The following is a 17278-nucleotide window of genomic DNA, read 5'->3' as shown; positions in this document are numbered from 1 at the left end:
CTGGGGGTTATTGATGAACTACGATCCAATTTTTGACAAATGGCATGAAGAATGTGGCGTCTTTGGTGTGTTTGACCGCACTGTTGACGTTGCACGATATGTATACTGGGGATTGTTTGCCCTTCAACACCGCGGTCAAGAAAGCGCAGGTATCGCTATTACCGATGGTAATGAAGTGGCTCTAAAAAAAGGTATGGGTTTATTGACCGAGGCTATCAAGGAATTACCAACATTAAAAAGCCATATGGGGACTGGTCATGTTCGGTATTCTACAACAGGCTCTAATAATCCACGTAATATTCAACCTCTTGTAATCCATTATCAAGGTGGCCAAATTGCAGTAGCCCATAATGGCAATTTGACGAATGCTCTAGGCATCCGTCGTCAACTTGAAGCAGATGGTTCCATTTTTCAAACAACTATGGATTCAGAGGTTATCGTTAACTTAATCGCTCGTTCTAAGGCTGAAACGCAAGAGGAACGCATTGCTGATGCGGCACGTCAAATCGAAGGGGCCTTTTCCTTGGTTATTACCACTAACGACTCTCTCGTTGGGGTTCGCGATCCTCAAGGCTTTAGACCGCTTTGTTTGGGCAAGACTGAACATGGCTATGTATTATCTAGTGAAAGCTGCGCCTTTGATGCTATAAAAGCTGAATTTATTCGCGATATTGACCCAGGTGAGATGGTTATCATCGATGATCGTGGTGTGCGCAGCACAATCTATGCAGAACCTCAAAAAATTGATAAAAAACTTTGTGTCTTTGAATATATTTATTTTGCGCGCTCCGATAGTAAAATCGATGGCCAATCTGTATATGAAACACGACTCAATATGGGACGTGAACTATATAATGAAACTAAATATGATGCAGATATCGTCATGTCTATTCCAGACTCTGGCACGACGGCTGCTCTTGGATATGCTCGTGCGTCGGGTATCCCTTTTGCAGAAGGGTTGATTAAAAATCGATACAGTGGACGTACATTTATCAAACCTAACCAAGAAGAACGGGAACTAGCTGTGCGCATGAAACTAAATGCTATGCCAGAGGTTGTAGGCGGTAAACGTATTGTATTAATCGATGACTCTATCGTGCGTGGTACCACAAGCGGCCTTATCGTTAAGATGTTAAAAGAGGCAGGCGCTAAGGAAATCTATATGTGTGTTAGCTCGCCGGCTATCGAATATTCTTGTCACTATGGTATTGATACGTCGGTTCGTAAAGAATTGATTGCGGCCACACATACAATTGAAGAAATAAGAGATTATATTAAGGCAGATAAATTGCATTATCTATCAAAAGAAGGCTTGTGCCGAGCTGTTAGTGGCGTACCAGAAGCGGATTTATGTTTCGCTTGTTTCAATGGTGATTACAGGGTAGATGTGCCTACAGAACAAGAGGAAGGGGTCAAATATGTGCTCGAATAAAACAGGATTAACCTATCGTGATGCAGGTGTAGATATCGATGCCGGTAATAAAGCCGTAGAGTTGATGAAAGAATCCGTAAAAAGAACATATACAGCAGGTGTTGTAGGTGATTTAGGTGGCTTTGGTGGTCTCTATTCTTTGGCAGGCCATTCCATGCAAGAACCAATGCTCGTATCTGGTACAGATGGGGTTGGCACTAAATTGCGTCTCGCTATCATGATGGATAAACATGATACAATCGGCCAAGACTGTGTGGCTATGAGTGTCAATGATATTCTCGTACAAGGTGCAACGCCTCTATTTTTCTTAGACTATGTTGCGGTTGGTAAACTTGATCCTGTACAAGTGGCTGATATCGTACGCGGCGTTGCTAATGCTTGTGAAGAGTCCGGTTGTGCTCTCCTCGGTGGGGAAACAGCTGAGATGGCTGGTTTCTATGGTGAAGGCGACTATGATGTGGCAGGTTTTGCCGTAGGTATTGTAGATCGACCTAAATTGATTACTGGTGAACATATTAAAGCTGGTGACGTTATTCTTGGTTTGCCATCCTCCGGTGTTCATTCCAATGGGTTCTCCTTGGTTCGTAAAATCGTTTTCGACCATAAGGGTTTCTCCATAGATCAAGACATTCCTGAATTTGGCAAAACCCTTGGGGAAGAATTATTAACGCCAACACGCTTGTACCCTAAAGCTGTGTTGCCGTTGATTAAAGAAAATTACATCAAAGGCATAGTTCATATTACGGGCGGTGGTTTCTATGAAAATATTCCGCGCGTTCTACCTGATGGTGTAACTGCTGAGGTAGATTGTGATACATGGCCACGCCTTCCGGTATTTACAAAATTGCAAGAATGGGGCAATGTAGATTGGCATGAAATGTACCGCACATTTAACATGGGGATTGGTATGATTCTCATCGTCGATGCTAATGATGTAGATGCGGTGAAAGCTAACCTTGAAAGCCGCAATGAAGCGGTATATGAAATTGGTCGCATCGTTGCAGGCGAAGGTCCTGTTGTCGTAAAAGGGGCGGTATTTAATGACTAATTCCGTAGCTAAAAAGCGGCTTGCTCTATTTGCTAGCGGTAGAGGCTCAAATGGCGAAGCCTTGTATAAGGCGATGCAAGAGGGGCTTATCAATGGAGAGTTTGTCGTTATTATTACAGACCATGCAGATGCTGGTATTGTAGAACGATCTAAAGGCTGGGGCATTCCACTCATTGCTATTGAACGTAGTCAATTTGATTCAAAGCAAGCCTTTGAACAAGCTCAATTGGATGCTCTTGAGCCGTATTGTGTGGATGGTATTGTATTGGCAGGCTATATGCGTATCGTAGGTGCTGGCCTTATTGCTCGCTATGAACATAAGATTTTAAATATTCATCCCGCTTTATTGCCATCCTTTCCAGGCCTTCATGGTCATCAACAGGCTATTGATGCGGGCGTAAAAGTAACGGGTTGTACCGTTCATTTCGTGGATGCCGGTATGGATACAGGCCCTATCATCATGCAAAATACAGTTCCTGTATACCCTGATGATACAGAGGATACTTTGTCCGAACGATTATTGCCCGTAGAACATGCTACCTATCGTGAAGCACTTCGCTTGTTCTGTGAAGATGCATTGCGTATAGAAGGACGCATTGTACATTATATTTAGGAGGAACGATGATTCAAAACGCATTACTTAGTGTTTCTGATAAAACAGGTATTGTTGACTTTGCCAAAGGTCTTGTAGATTTAGGGGTAACCATTTATTCTACAGGTGGCACGTTGAAAGCTATTACTGATGCAGGCGTTCCTGCAAAGGCCGTAGAATCTCTTACAGGCTTTCCTGAAATGATGGATGGCCGTGTAAAAACATTACATCCAAAGGTACATGGTGGCATCTTAGCGATTCGTGATAATGCAGAGCATCAAGCTGCTATGGAAAAACATGGTATTTTGCCAATCGATTTAGTGGTAGTAAACTTATATCCTTTCCGCGAAACGATTGCAAAACCAAATGTTTCATTAGAAGATGCTATTGAAAATATCGATATTGGGGGCCCAACCATGGTGCGCTCTGCAGCTAAAAATAATGCCTATGTAGGCATTGTGGTTAACCCTGATCACTATGATGAAATTTTAGACATGCTTAAAACGAATGGTGCATTGACGCAAGAGTATCGTTTTGCATTAGCTAAAGAAGCCTTTGCTCATACAGCTGCTTATGATACAGCGATTGCCAATTATATGAGTGGTGTAATTGGAGAAGGCCCTACACCTCCTGAATATTTAAGCGCTTATGAAAAGGTTATGGATCTTCGTTATGGCGAAAATCCGCATCAAAAGGCAGCTTTTTATAAAGAAATTGGCAAGGCTCATGGCATGGGTGCATTGAAACAATTGCACGGCAAGGAGTTATCCTATAACAATATCGTCGATATGGAAGCTGCGTGGAATATGGTATGGGAATTTACTGATCCAGCTGCATGTATTATTAAGCACACGAATCCATGTGGTGCCGCAACGGCAGCCACATTGCATGATGCGTATGTTAATGCCTATGAAGCCGATTCCGTATCCGCCTTTGGCGGTATCGTTGCGCTCAATCGCGAAGTCGATGCGGCTACGGCCGAAGAAATGAGCAAAATTTTCTTAGAAGTCATCATGGCGCCAGCTTTCACAAAAGAAGCCTTAACCATTTTGGAAGCGAAGAAAAACATTCGTCTCATCGAACTATCCAAACCTGAATCTGGTCAAGTAACCGTGAAAAAGGTATCTGGTGGCATGCTCATACAAACGGAAGATGATATCGTAGAAGACCGTGCTAACTATAAGGTTGTTACAAAGGCGCAACCTACAGAAGAACAGTGGAAAGCTCTTGAATTTGCATGGAAGCTTGTAAAACATGTGAAATCCAATGCTATCTTAATCTCCAATGAGAAACGGACACTCGGCGTCGGTGCCGGTCAAATGAACCGCGTTGGTTCTGCTAAAATTGCTCTTGAACAAGCCGGAGAGGCTGCAAAAGGGGCCGTTCTTGCATCTGATGCATTCTTCCCATTTGGCGATACCGTAGAAACGGCGGCTAAACACGGTATAGCTGCTATTATCCAACCAGGTGGTTCTATCCGTGATGAAGAATCCATTAAGGCTGCTGATGAAGCCGGCATTGCAATGGTATTTACAGGTATTCGTCATTTTAAACATTAGAGGTAATTATGAAGGTTTGCGTAATCGGAAATGGTGGCCGTGAACATGCAATTGCTTGGCGTTTATCCATCAGTCCGAGTGTAGAAAAGGTATACGCCGTTCCTGGCAGTGCGGCTATGAAAAATTGTGCAGAATTAGTGGGCATCGATTGGTCTCATACGGATCATCTTATTCGTTTTTTGAAAGATAATAAGGTGGACCTTGTTGTTGTAGGTCCTGAAGCGCCTCTTGTGGCAGGTCTTGCAGATGTGTTGAATGATGCGGGAATTCCTGTGTTCGGACCATCTAAAGCGGCAGCTCAACTAGAAGGATCCAAGGTGTTTGCTAAAGACCTTATGAAAAAATACAATATCCCAACTGCTGCGTATGGCGTATTCTCCGATGCAGATGAAGCGAAACAATTCATCGCTAAAACAGGAGCACCTATTGTGGTAAAAGCAGATGGTTTAGCGGCCGGCAAGGGTGTTGTTGTGGCCATGACCATTGACGAAGCCAATGCAGCCGTTGATGATATGCTCAGTGGTAACCGCTTTGGTGAAGCTGGTAGCACCGTTGTTATTGAGGAATTCATGGAAGGTGAAGAAGCGAGCCTCCTTGCCTTTGTAGATGGTAAAACCGTGGTTCCTATGATTGCGTCTCAAGACCATAAACGCATTTTTGATGGCGATAAGGGTCCTAATACGGGTGGTATGGGAACTTATGCACCAGCACCTGTGTTAACCGAAGCATTGCGAGACGAAGCGATGAAGACTATTTTAGAGCCTATGGTAGCAGCTATGGCAAAAGAAGGTATGCCATATGTGGGGTGCCTCTATGCAGGCCTTATGATTACCAATGAAGGTCCTAAGGTGGTAGAATTTAATGCGCGCTTTGGCGACCCAGAAACACAAGTTGTATTGCCTTTGTTAGATGGTGATTTAGGCCAAATTATGATGGCCTGTGCTACTGGTACATTGCAGTCCAATATGGTGAAGTGGAAAGACTCTTCTGCTGCCTGCGTTATTCTCGCTTCAAAGGGCTACCCAGAAACCTCATCTAAAGGTGATGTCATCTTAGGTGAACTCGTACAATATGATACATCCATCATCTTCCATTCTGGCACGAGGTTAGAAGGTGACCATTATGTTACAAATGGAGGTCGTGTTCTTGGTGTTGTAGGACTTGGTAAGGACCTACGAACTGCTTTAGACCGTGCCTATGAGCGCGTAGATCATATTACCTTTAAGGGTATGCAATATCGTAAGGATATTGGTGCAAAAGCTTTCAAATAATACATAATCCCCTATACTATATGTGTATGCATATGGTGTAGGGGATTTTTATTGCCTATAATTTAGCAGGTACCCGTGATATAATAATATCGATATACATAGAAACACCAATGTAGATGACATTCGGTGCTGTAATAGAGTCTGTTTTCTTTGTAATAGCGATATACCATTATGATTTATAATAAAGAACCGTTACAACTGAATAGTCCCGTAGCCTTTTGGCTTAATTTCCCCAACGAGGAACGCGTTTTTTGGGTGGATCGGCAAAGTGATCGTATTGTTGTAGGCGCTAAACGTCTAGCCACAGTTAAAGATGACGAGGACCGCCATAATTATGCGTACGTGTTTTATGGGGATACTTTTTTTGACACATCAAAGGACCCAAAATGGTCAGGCATGGGGCATGAAATGATTGCATTTACCCATTACTATATCGTAGAAAATGGGGAATCCTTTTATTTGTATGCTGGTGAAAGCGTTAGCATCGAAGACATGGAAGTGCCTCATATTCGTCATGATTTCCATGAAACTAGTGATGATAAATCTGATTGGGATAATTTGATGAATGCTATTTCGGATGGCATTAGTCGTGGGGAGATGACAAAGGTGGTTGCATCTCGTGAGGTGCAATTTACAAGTGATACACCGTTTAATGTGGCGAGTATCTTGGCAAACTTGGTTGAAAATAATCCGAACTGTTTTATCTTTGGCTATGAAAAGGATGGCCGTACCTTTGTGGGAGCTTCTCCAGAAATTTTGGTGCGTCATCGTGGTGATGAAATCCTTAGTTATGCACTAGCTGGAACAGCGCCAAAGGATGGACCTCATGCATGGACCAAGGAACAGTTATTAACAGACGAGAAAAATCTGTTTGAACACAATATCGTTCGAGATCGTATTGTACATACAATGAACGAGGTCACTCAAGATGTTTCTGTTGGTAAAACAGAGATTATGGAGCTTGCCCATCTCTATCATTTGAGAACCATCATAACGGCCAAGGATAGCACAAAGTCGCTCATTGAATGGGCGAAGTTATTACATCCTACACCAGCACTTGGGGGAGAACCAAGAGATAAGGCGTTGGCCTTACTACAACAATATGAAGCACACGAGCGTGGTATGTATGCCGCTCCGTTTGGCTTTATGAAGGATATGGGGGATGGCATCATTGTTGTTGCCATTCGATCAGCACTCATTATGGACAATGTTCTGTATGCGTATGCTGGATGTGGTGTAGTTGCTGATTCCGATGCGGATGAAGAGTATATAGAAACGAATAATAAAATGCGTACTATACTAGATGCTTTATAAATGGTATAGAACTAGTGCGAAATAACTATGATGAGGACTATGTACCTCATCTAGATTACGGAGAAATTACATGAATGAATATATCGCTACCTTGGTAGATGAGTTCGCCCAATTAGGCATCACGCATGCCGTGTTTAGCCCTGGTTCTCGCTCTACAACGATGGCCATGTTATTTCGTGAACATGGTGCTTTTGAAACCTATATGAATATTGATGAACGGTCTGCGGGGTTCATGTCGTTAGGCGTTGCTAAAGCCCATAGCAAGCCTGTAATTCTCGTGTGCACATCGGGTTCAGCGGTGGCCCATTATATGCCGGCTGTACTAGAAGCACAATATAGCGGTGTACCCTTGATTATTTTGTCCGCCGATCGACCTCATACATTGCAACATGTAGGGGCTCCACAAACGGTGGACCAACAAAAACTATTCGGAACAGCCGTTAATTATTACGAAGAATTAGCTGTACCACAACAGGACCATTACTATACGTATCCACGCTTAGTAGCTCGGAAGGCCTACATGAAGGCTATGGATGTGAAACGGGGACCAGTGCATATCAATGTACCACTCTTTGAACCGTTAGTACCGAAGTTAGATCGAAAGCATTTTGAATGTGGACGACTTCCATTTTCTGTTGTGAGTGGAACGATTCAACCAAGCGATGTGCGTGCTATATATGACCTTCTTAAGAATAAAAAGGTGCTTATGTTAGCTGGCCCAAGTGCTAATCCTGATGACATAGAGGCTATTCTTACTTTATCCTATATGTTCAATGCGCCAATTTTAGGCGATCCCTTATCTAATATGCGTAGCGTTCGTGATGAACGGGTCATCACATCCTACGATGCAGTACTGACGCAAGAAGCGTATCGTGACGTATTACAACCAGATTGCATTTTGCAAATTGGTCAGATGGTCGTATCTAAACGCGTTCAGCAGTGGGTGGCATCCATGAAGGATAGGGCTATCATTTCTGTTAGTCCAACTATGGATTACACGAATCCCGCAGGGAATACAACGCTCTTCGTACAATCGACACCACAAGGCTTAGTAGAGGCATTGAACACACAGATTCCGGAGCTTCATTCAATGGAACATAATGACTGTACAGACGGTATTGATGAGAACTTAGATACAGATGGTAATAACTATCTATCTACATGGATTGACGTAGATGCAGTGGGGCGTAAACAACTCGATACAGTAGGTCAAGAACAGGAACTATTTGAAGGACGTACAATTCATCTCTTACAAGAACTGTTACCACAACATAGTCAAATTGTAGTTGCCAATAGTATGAGCATTCGAGATATGGATTATTTTTGGGCTGGTAATCGCCATGACGCTACCATCTACGGTAACCGTGGCGTTAACGGTATTGATGGTACCGTTTCGACGGCCCTCGGCTTAGCTACTAATGGCGTTCCTACCGTATTGCTTACGGGGGATTTAACATTCTTTCACGATTTAAATGGTCTTGCTGTGGCGAAAACGCATCCGTTAAATTTAACCATCATTGTTCACAATAATGATGGAGGAGGCATTTTTGAATATTTGCCGCAAAAGGGAACTCCGCATTTTGATTACTTATTTAGCACCGCACAAGGTCTAGACTATAGTGGCCTTGCTACACTATATGGTATCGACTTTGTACGTGTTGCCAATAATGATGAATTGCAAAATGCGTTACAAAACTATGTAGGATCAGCAGGTGTTCATGTCATTGAAATCCCCACATCTAAAGAACGAAGTCGGGAATTACATAAGCTATATACGACGATTCCTACAAACAAGGAGGACCGACTATGAGCCAATATGCTTGCAGTATTATAGATAACTCCATATATAATCCAGCACTTCGCATGTATGTCGATCTTGGTGAATATCGATATGGTGTTACATTGGCTGGCGCTGGAAAACCTCTTGTGTGCCTACATGGTTTTTCTGAGTCTGGATACACTTGGGATGGCATCGTCGTACCGGGCTATCAGCTTATCCGTATCGATACGATTGGTCATGGCGATTCGGATATTCCAGAGGATGAGAGTGCCTTTTCTATCCCTACCATGCTCCGTGATTTGCATACAGTAATTTCCGCCGTCGCAGGTGAAAGTTACTCGCTCATGGGATACTCCATGGGGGCACGATTAGCATTGATTTACGCTCTTGACTATGGTTCAGAAATTGAAAACCTCATTTTAGAAAGTGGTTCTGTTGGCATTGAATCTGATGCAGAACGGCGAGCGCGTAAAGAATCAGATGATCAATTGGCATCAGATATAGAGGATAATGATGGGCATTGGTTTGCCACTAAATGGTCGGAAATCTCTATTTTTGAAAGCCAAAGCCAGCTTTCACCAATTGTACATGACAAGTTGTTTCAACGTCGTGCACACAATAGTCCTTATGCATTAGCAGCTACGTTGCGCGGCTCAGGACAGGGCGTTATGCCTTATGTAGGCCATCGATTACAAGAATTATCTATGCCATCTCTATATATTAGTGGCGCGTTAGATACAAAATATACTACAATAGGAGAAGAGCGGTTTAGTAATTTACCAAACTGTGACCATGTCATCGTCAATGGGGCGGGACATAATGTACATTTAGAAAAGCCGGGCTCGTTTATGACGGCCTTAGCAGATTTTTTATATAAGGAAAGGTAACATCCATGAGCAAATTTGATTGGAAAGTATTGGATCGTAATTATGAAGATGTAATTTACGAAACCTATAATGGTATTGCAAAAATCACGATTAATCGCCCAGAAGTGCGAAACGCATTTCGCCCTAAAACCGTAATCGAGCTTATTGATGCATTCACAATCGCTCGCGACGATGCAGAAATCGGCGTTATTATCTTGACTGGTGCCAACCACGGCCAAGGCGAAGATAAAGAAGCATTCTGCTCTGGTGGTGACCAACGCGTGCGTGGCAATGGCGGCTATGTAGGCGATGACAATATCCCTCGTCTTAACGTACTTGATTTGCAACATTTAATCCGCATCATTCCAAAACCTGTTATCGCTATGGTAAATGGTTTTGCTATCGGTGGTGGCCATGTATTGCACATCGTATGTGACCTTACCATCGCTTCTGAAAATGCGAAATTCGGTCAAACAGGTCCTCGCGTAGGCTCCTTCGATGCTGGTTATGGCGCTGGTTATTTAGCGCGCATGATTGGTCACAAACGCGCTCGTGAAGTATGGTTCCTTTGCCGTCAATATACGGCTGCTCAAGCTTATGAAATGGGCATGGTTAACTGCGTGGTACCATTTGACAAATTGGAAGAAGAAACGGTTCAATGGTGTAATGAAATTTTGGCATTGTCCCCAATGGCATTGCGCATGTTGAAAGCATCCTTCAACGCAGATACAGATGGTCTTGCAGGGTTACAACAATTTGCAGGGGATGCAACGTTGATGTACTATACAACAGATGAAGCTAAAGAGGGTCGTGATGCGTTCAAAGAAAAACGCAAACCAGACTTCAAACAATTCCCTAAATTCCCTTAATAGGAATATGGTTATCAGTCCTTATGTATGGACATGAACCTTTTACATAATAAGTGCAGTGCGCCTCTATATGAGGCGCCTTTCTTATACGTATATGTTTTATAGTATTATGGTTAGCTATGAGGTGAGATGATGGAATGGTTACGATATGGAAGACAGCACTATCCGAATCGTAAATGTATAAATGAATATACCTATCGCGACATATATAGTGCTGTTGTGCACGTGGCAACGCGATTACAAGCATTGCCAGATACACGCATCGCTATAGTATCGGATAACTCCGTAATGATGGCCGTTTATCTCTTGGCCGCTATGCTAGTCCGTAAAGAGGTACTTTTATTAAATGTTCATCTTACAGTGGGTGAAATAGAAAATCAGTTGTGTCAGCTACATATTACAACTGTGTTACACAGCGCTAAACGACGTGAACAAGTACCAAAATTTGTAAAGGCTATTGAACTCGAATCCATGGGCGTTATGTTACATGATGAGGTAAAGGATATCTTTGGCTGGACCGTGGATGACAATGACATTGCTGCTATTATGAATACCAGTGCTACAACGGGACAGTTTAAATCGGTGCCACTTCGATGGGGCCAAATTAAGGCTCATGTACAAGCATCACAAGAGGTGCTAGGCAGAACTGAACAGGATAATTGGCTTATGGTATTGCCGTTGTTTCATGTAAGTGGATTATCTATTTTGATGCGGTCTTTGTATAATGGTACAGCTATGACCATTATGGAATCCTATGACGAAGAACAAGTACTGCAATATATTCATGATGGGCGCATTAATATGATGTCTTTGGTGCCTACTATTTTAAAGAATTTGGAACCGCGCATTACTCACCATCAATTGCGGGTCATCTTATTGGGCGGGGAATTTATACCGCGACCTCTAGTTGATGCGTGTGTAGCAAAGCAGTTACCGATTTATAAAACCTATGGTATGACAGAAACCTTTAGTCAAAGCGTGACCATGCCTGTATTATTCAATCTAAACAAACTAGATTCGGTAGGTAAACCTTTGCCAGGTATGACCGTGCATATTGTGAATCCCGATGCGGATGGAGTAGGGGAAATCCATTTGAATGGCCCCATGGTCATGAGTGGCTATATCAATCGCGAACCGATTCATGGCGATTTTAATACCGATGATATGGGTTATGTCGATGAAGATGGTTTTTTATACATTTTAAATCGCCGTACAGATTTGATTATTTCTGGAGGCGAAAATATCTATCCAAAGGAAATTGAAGATACCGTGTATGCCATGCAAGGGGTGAAGGAATGTGCTGTTATCCCTGTGCCTGATGCGAAATGGGGACAGGTGCCAGCATTATTCCTTGCCTTTGAGGATATAGATGCATTAGGTTCCAATTTGGAAATGGTCGTGCGAGACTATATTTCTAGTAAGCTAGCCAAATACAAGGTGCCTAAATACATTACGATTATGGATGCATTGCCACGTAATGGGACGGGTAAAATTGTGCGTAAATCGTTGGCCTCCTATCTCGATATGGCTGAGACCAATGGAGGTTCTCATGAATGATGTATTGAACTTTAAATCTATAACGACATATCGTGTAGCATTACCGCTAAAATTTGAATTTAAAACCGCTAAGGGCGCTGTTCGTGTTCGTGAAAGTATTATCATTCGTATCGAGGACCAACAAGGCTATGTTGGCTACGGGGAATGTGTGGCTTTCACAGATCCGTTTTATACACCAGAAACCGTTGACTCCGGATGGAAACAATTGGTAGATACCTACATCTTAGAGTTGCGCTTGATGCGGCCAAAACCATTGATGGCATACATTCGTCAGTTGCAATTTTGGTTAAAACGCGATAATATGCCCATGACGATAGCAGGCCTTGAAAATGCATTAATTAATTTGGACTGCAACCGAAAAGGCGTGAATTCTGTGTCGTATATTATGGGGCAGTCCTTGGAACCTACCATTTTAAACGGCATCGTCATTGGTGACGTGCCCATGGATAAAGTATTGGACATCGTGGAACAGCATGTATCTAATGGTTGCAAACGAATTAAACTCAAGGTATCGCCTCGTGATGGTTATGAACGGACACGACTTGTACGTGAAGCCTATCCAAAGTTAGCCTTAGCCGTTGATGCTAACCAAAGTTATACCTATGATCAATTAGATATGGTGGCTGCTTATAATGATTTGCATTTGCTCTGCATAGAGGAACCCTTTAGCATGACGAATCTGATTACCTATAAAGCGTGGAAGGAATCGTTGCCTAATTGGCCGATTACAAGTCTTATTTGTCTAGATGAGTCAATCTTGTCCTATGATGATTTGTCTTATGCAATCGAGCATAGATTAATCGATGTGCTTAATGTAAAAGTAGGACGACTTGGGGGCTTAATACAGACGCGTGCTGCTATTTTACGGTGCCGCGAAGCAGGTATTCCATACTGGATTGGCAGTATGGTTGAATCAGGTATCTCAAAGATATTACATGTTCAGCTAGCTGCCTTAGGTGATGCTTATATGGCAGGGGATTTATCCAATTCTAATCGCTATTTTGAACATGATCTTATCGACCCAGAAATTTTATTTACCGATGGGGTCATGCAAGTGCCTAATGGCAATGGTCTTGGCGTCGATGTATTGGATAATCGTATTGAGGAATATACAGTGGAGAAACGAACACTATGACAATGATAGAAGCATTACAAATCGATTGTGTTGAGTTAACAGGGCCTACCAGCGGGCAAGGGGTGATGCATTTAACTAGTTATCACGCGCAACCACAAGGCTATCTCAATGGTGGCGCTACTTTGGCCTTTGGCGAAATTTTATCGGGTATGCTCAGCAATCAACTGATTCGGGATGATCAATTTGCTGTAGGACAATCGGTAACCGCCAATCATATGCGCCCTATGAAGGCAGAAGGCAATTTGATTGCTAGAGGACAGCTACTCTTACAAGGGAAAACATCTCACGTTTGGCGCTTTGATATGTATGATGAAAGCAACCGTTTGATATCTCAGGTTACTGTAACTTGTGCGATAGTACCTAAAAATCGATAAGAAAAAAAGACCTCTTTCGTATCAAATATGTATGTAGAGGCCAATAACAGAAAAATCCTCCACCGGCCGGGTCTGTCTACGCCCTTCGGGCTTCGCAGGGCCAAAGTCGGATTTTTCTGTCATTAGCCTCTATTCGTATTGAGATACATAAAGAGGTCTTTATTTTCTTGTGATTTTATAGAGTGCTTCGATATCTGGGATATCATAGATAGCCCAAGTTCCATCACCGATGTGCTTCATAAGTACTCGGATGGGAGCTGTTTGGTTTGTTTTTGTGTTGTGAATCGTTACGGTTACTGTAGCGGTGTTGCCATCATCTTCAGAGGTAATATTTTTAATCTCTAAATGGCGTTGTTTAAATAATTCACCCCGTTGGATGCGGTCTACCATAGAGAAGGTATTGGATGTATCTTCGCTTTCAGTATTGGAATCACTACTATTTGTCGATTTGAAACCATCCGGATCTTCTACATATTTACGAATTACATCATCAAGAAGGGCTGGGCCGAATGTTTTCGTTGCTGCCACAGCGGCCTTGCCTAGAGGTGAGGATGTATCCACATAGGTGTTGCCCTCACGGGTGACGATGTTTTTTACTAATGATGTTGTATCGATGTGCTCCAATACCGTGTCCGCATCTTTATTTTCTACGGCTTCTCGGATAGTTTGGAACGTATAGGCTGGTGTATGAGGAATGTACCATAAGAAATACCACATAGCGCTCAGTGCGGCTATGATGGCAATAATGATTGCTATTGTTAATGCTTTTGATTTCATAATGTTGCTCCGATGTATATAATACATATATTTTAACACATAAATTTTTCCTTCTCTATAGTTGTCAGCGCTTTAGATTATATGTATAATAAAGTATGTTCATCTTATATTCATTATTGGAATGAATGTGTAAGAGAGGAGTTAGAAATGAAAGACAAATTAATACTGAAAGCTCTTGTTTGTGGAGCTTTTATGTGCAGTCTAAGTGTGGGAACGATGGCTGCAGATGTGAATACTGATGTAAAAGCTGGGGATACTGAACAAAGTAGCTGGATGGATCGTACGGATATTGGTATTGGGGTACAAGGTACTCATAAAGATTCTTATCATGATTATGCAATGCCTAATAAACAAATGACTGATAATAATCTAAGCTATGATACACGATTCCATTATCGTAATCATAACTCTAAGCAGAAAATGAACGCAAAGTATTTTATAGAAACATTGCAACCTATAAAGAAATATGATAAATCTATGGTTTTTGTACAGGGGCGCTTAGATGGTAATGGTGGCGAAAAAGTTTCCACTACTACATATTGGAATGGTTCGGATTCAGATTTTGGAAGAATTGACGGTCAAGGTACCTATATTGATAAAGGTGAAGTAGTAGAACATGATACGCTTGGTGTTGTCGGTACTGCTGGTGTTGGCTATCGTCGCCTTAGTACACATGAGCATGCCTACGTCGGCGCCAATGTATTCTATGACTATGCATTTAAGGATAAATTTTCTCGTGTTAGTGCAGGATTAGAATATGTAGCTGGTCTAAATACGATTAGTGTCAATGTTTACCATGGACTATCAGAAAAAACGGTGGGGCCTTATGACATTAACACACCTTTGCGTCAAGTACCACGGGCAATAGACTTCCATGATAGCTTAAGTTCACCACCTAATGGTATTCGAAGAACACCTCGTTATTCTTATGAACATGTACTGGATGGCTTTGATATACGGTATACACGTGATTATAAGAATGCTCGTTGGTTATCTAGTTATGTGGAAGGATATCATTGGAAAACAAAAGCTCCAGGAGAGCATCCAGAAGTGATGTACTATATTGACCAACATAAGTGGCAATCTATACATGGATTAAAGGTAGGCGCTAAAATGAATGTGACGCCTCATATTTCTGTAGATTTAGGAATTGGTAAAAGTAATATTAGTTCTGTAGAACCGTATGTATCTGTTATGTATACCTTAGGTAAGTCTAAATATGCGTACTTTGGTGGTAAGCATAGCGAAAATGTGATGACTTCGGCACGTTCTAAGATGTTCGACAAGGTTAAACGCAGTGATATGAAGGTTGAGTACTATTGGGAACAAGATTTGCGTGATGGTCCTTGGGATCATCGATAATCAGTATCATGCTGGTAGAAATGCTATAATCAACAATTTCATATAATTATATTTGAATTGGCACCTAAGGTTTCCTTATAGAAATCTAGGTGCCAATTTTAGGCTCTATAATAAATGTTGGGGTGACACCACTACGGTGTCACTTCCAACATTATTTTTTTGCAAAAAAATAAGCATATAAGGCTCACATGCTTTACAATAAAAGTGTCAAAGTCCTAAAGAAAGGATGTGAGCTTATATGCCTACTACTGATTATACTGAATTTTTACATAATGTAAAACAAGAATATATTACAAATAGCTATGAATTAGACGGAGTATTTATTTTTGACATAGAATTACCAGCAACATCACATATTTGCCCAAAGTGTGGAGAAACCACAAAGCATATTAAGGATTACCGCATACGTACTGTAAAGTTTGGAAAAGTACAACGAGGTCCACTAATTGGAAAATACAGACAGCGTCGGTATATTTGTCCGCATTGTGGTCATTCTTTTGCTGAAAGCAATCCATTTGTACGAAAACATATGCAACTAAGTGTAACTAATATTAGAATGCTATTTGATAAACTTACTGAAAGTGTAACCTATACAGCTATTGCTAACGAGTGTGATACATCTATTACTACAGTATTACGTTATTGCTCTATGATCACTATACCTAAGCCCAAGACCTTACCCACTGTGATTGGTATTGATGAGTTTAAAGGAAATGCAGAAGGCTACCAATACCAAGTTAATTTAACTAATCCAGATACACATGAAATATTAGATATTTTACCGAAACGTGATACGCAAGCATTAATCCACTATTTTGCATCATTTAAACATAAGGATCGCCTACAAGTTAAGTTTATTGTAATGGATATGTCCATACAATTTAAGCGCATCATGGAGGCGCTATTTCCACATGCGCATATTATCTGTGATCGATACCATGTATGTCGACTTGTAGATTGGGCGGTAGAGCGAGTTAGAAAGCGTGAGCAACATAAACTGGCTGCTTATTCACGTATGTTAAAACAGAATCGACGTGTACTAATGAAGCATCCAGACCATTTAACGGAAGCCGAACATATTAAACTATGTGAAATACTTAGAATATCTGATGATTTACGAAAAGCATATGCTTTAAAACTTTCTTTTAGAAAAATCTTTTCAATCTATGGTAAACAAAGAATAGCTGCACATTTAACGCATTGGTTGGAATTAGTAAAAGCATCTGGCTTAAATGAATTTAATAACTTCTTTACATCATTTCCTGCATGGATGACGCAATTAACTAATGCATTCTTACTTCCATATTCTAATGGATACACAGAAGGAACTAACAACAAAATT

General features: G+C 41.6%; 15 protein-coding genes. 14 read left to right on the top strand and 1 reads right to left on the bottom strand.

What is annotated here, in order from left to right; all coding sequences use genetic code 11:
- Positions 1–13: 13 nt before the first annotated feature.
- From purF to HMPREF1151_RS07565, 12 genes are all read left to right on the top strand, one after another.
- Positions 14–1432, top strand: a complete 1419-nt coding sequence (purF, locus tag HMPREF1151_RS07620) for an amidophosphoribosyltransferase (RefSeq protein WP_009661649.1) — start codon at positions 14–16, stop codon at positions 1430–1432.
- Positions 1419–2480 carry a phosphoribosylformylglycinamidine cyclo-ligase gene (gene purM, locus HMPREF1151_RS07615; RefSeq protein ID WP_009661653.1) on the top strand — a complete coding sequence of 354 codons (1062 nt, stop codon included), beginning with the start codon at positions 1419–1421 and terminating at the stop codon, positions 2478–2480. Before purF ends, purM begins: the two co-directional genes overlap by 14 nt.
- Positions 2473–3093, top strand: a complete 621-nt coding sequence (gene purN / locus HMPREF1151_RS07610; protein ID WP_009661641.1) for a phosphoribosylglycinamide formyltransferase — start codon at positions 2473–2475, stop codon at positions 3091–3093. Before purM ends, purN begins: the two co-directional genes overlap by 8 nt.
- 8 nt (positions 3094–3101) lie before the next feature.
- Positions 3102–4631 carry a bifunctional phosphoribosylaminoimidazolecarboxamide formyltransferase/IMP cyclohydrolase gene (purH, locus tag HMPREF1151_RS07605; protein WP_009661632.1) on the top strand — a complete coding sequence of 510 codons (1530 nt, stop codon included), beginning with the start codon at positions 3102–3104 and terminating at the stop codon, positions 4629–4631.
- An 8-nt stretch (positions 4632–4639) separates the two neighbouring features.
- Positions 4640–5902, top strand: a complete 1263-nt coding sequence (purD, locus tag HMPREF1151_RS07600) for a phosphoribosylamine--glycine ligase (RefSeq protein WP_009661627.1) — start codon at positions 4640–4642, stop codon at positions 5900–5902.
- A gap of 171 nt (positions 5903–6073) precedes the next feature.
- The gene (locus HMPREF1151_RS07595; RefSeq protein WP_009661658.1) at positions 6074–7216 is read left to right on the top strand and encodes an isochorismate synthase; all 1143 of its coding nucleotides are present in this window, start codon (positions 6074–6076) and stop codon (positions 7214–7216) included.
- 70 nt (positions 7217–7286) lie between these two features.
- Positions 7287–9026: a 2-succinyl-5-enolpyruvyl-6-hydroxy-3-cyclohexene-1-carboxylic-acid synthase gene (menD, locus tag HMPREF1151_RS07590; RefSeq protein ID WP_009661633.1), complete on the top strand. Its 1740-nt coding sequence runs from the start codon at positions 7287–7289 to the stop codon at positions 9024–9026.
- The gene (gene menH, locus HMPREF1151_RS07585; protein WP_009661659.1) at positions 9023–9883 is read left to right on the top strand and encodes a 2-succinyl-6-hydroxy-2,4-cyclohexadiene-1-carboxylate synthase; all 861 of its coding nucleotides are present in this window, start codon (positions 9023–9025) and stop codon (positions 9881–9883) included. Before menD ends, menH begins: the two co-directional genes overlap by 4 nt.
- 5 nt (positions 9884–9888) lie before the next feature.
- Positions 9889–10731 (top strand): 1,4-dihydroxy-2-naphthoyl-CoA synthase, encoded by an 843-nt coding sequence (gene menB / locus HMPREF1151_RS07580; RefSeq protein WP_005377688.1) that lies wholly within the window; start codon positions 9889–9891, stop codon positions 10729–10731.
- A 129-nt stretch (positions 10732–10860) separates the two neighbouring features.
- Positions 10861–12288: an o-succinylbenzoate--CoA ligase gene (gene menE / locus HMPREF1151_RS07575; RefSeq protein ID WP_009661644.1), complete on the top strand. Its 1428-nt coding sequence runs from the start codon at positions 10861–10863 to the stop codon at positions 12286–12288.
- The gene (gene menC / locus HMPREF1151_RS07570) at positions 12281–13423 is read left to right on the top strand and encodes an o-succinylbenzoate synthase (RefSeq protein WP_009661647.1); all 1143 of its coding nucleotides are present in this window, start codon (positions 12281–12283) and stop codon (positions 13421–13423) included. The genes menE and menC overlap by 8 nt, the downstream gene beginning before the upstream one ends.
- Positions 13420–13797, top strand: coding sequence for a PaaI family thioesterase (locus HMPREF1151_RS07565; RefSeq protein WP_009661638.1), 378 nt, complete (start codon positions 13420–13422; stop codon positions 13795–13797). The genes menC and HMPREF1151_RS07565 overlap by 4 nt, the downstream gene beginning before the upstream one ends.
- 159 nt (positions 13798–13956) lie before the next feature.
- Here HMPREF1151_RS07565 and HMPREF1151_RS07560 read toward each other — a convergent pair whose 3' ends face one another.
- Positions 13957–14574 (bottom strand): DUF2939 domain-containing protein, encoded by a 618-nt coding sequence (locus HMPREF1151_RS07560; RefSeq protein WP_009661631.1) that lies wholly within the window; start codon positions 14572–14574, stop codon positions 13957–13959.
- A gap of 147 nt (positions 14575–14721) precedes the next feature.
- Between HMPREF1151_RS07560 and HMPREF1151_RS07555 the strand changes: the two genes are divergently transcribed.
- Both HMPREF1151_RS07555 and HMPREF1151_RS07550 read left to right on the top strand, forming a co-directional pair.
- Positions 14722–15936, top strand: a complete 1215-nt coding sequence (locus HMPREF1151_RS07555) for an inverse autotransporter beta-barrel domain-containing protein (RefSeq protein ID WP_009661639.1) — start codon at positions 14722–14724, stop codon at positions 15934–15936.
- 238 nt (positions 15937–16174) lie between these two features.
- Positions 16175–17278 (top strand): ISL3 family transposase (locus HMPREF1151_RS07550; RefSeq protein WP_009661655.1); only part of this gene is annotated, 1104 nt, incomplete at its 3' end.

The sequence above is a fragment of the Veillonella sp. ACP1 genome (genome assembly GCF_000286635.1).
Classification (GTDB): Bacteria; Bacillota; Negativicutes; order Veillonellales; family Veillonellaceae; genus Veillonella; species Veillonella atypica.
Note: the sequence above shows the minus strand (reverse complement) of the source record. Positions and strands in the feature narration are given on the sequence as shown.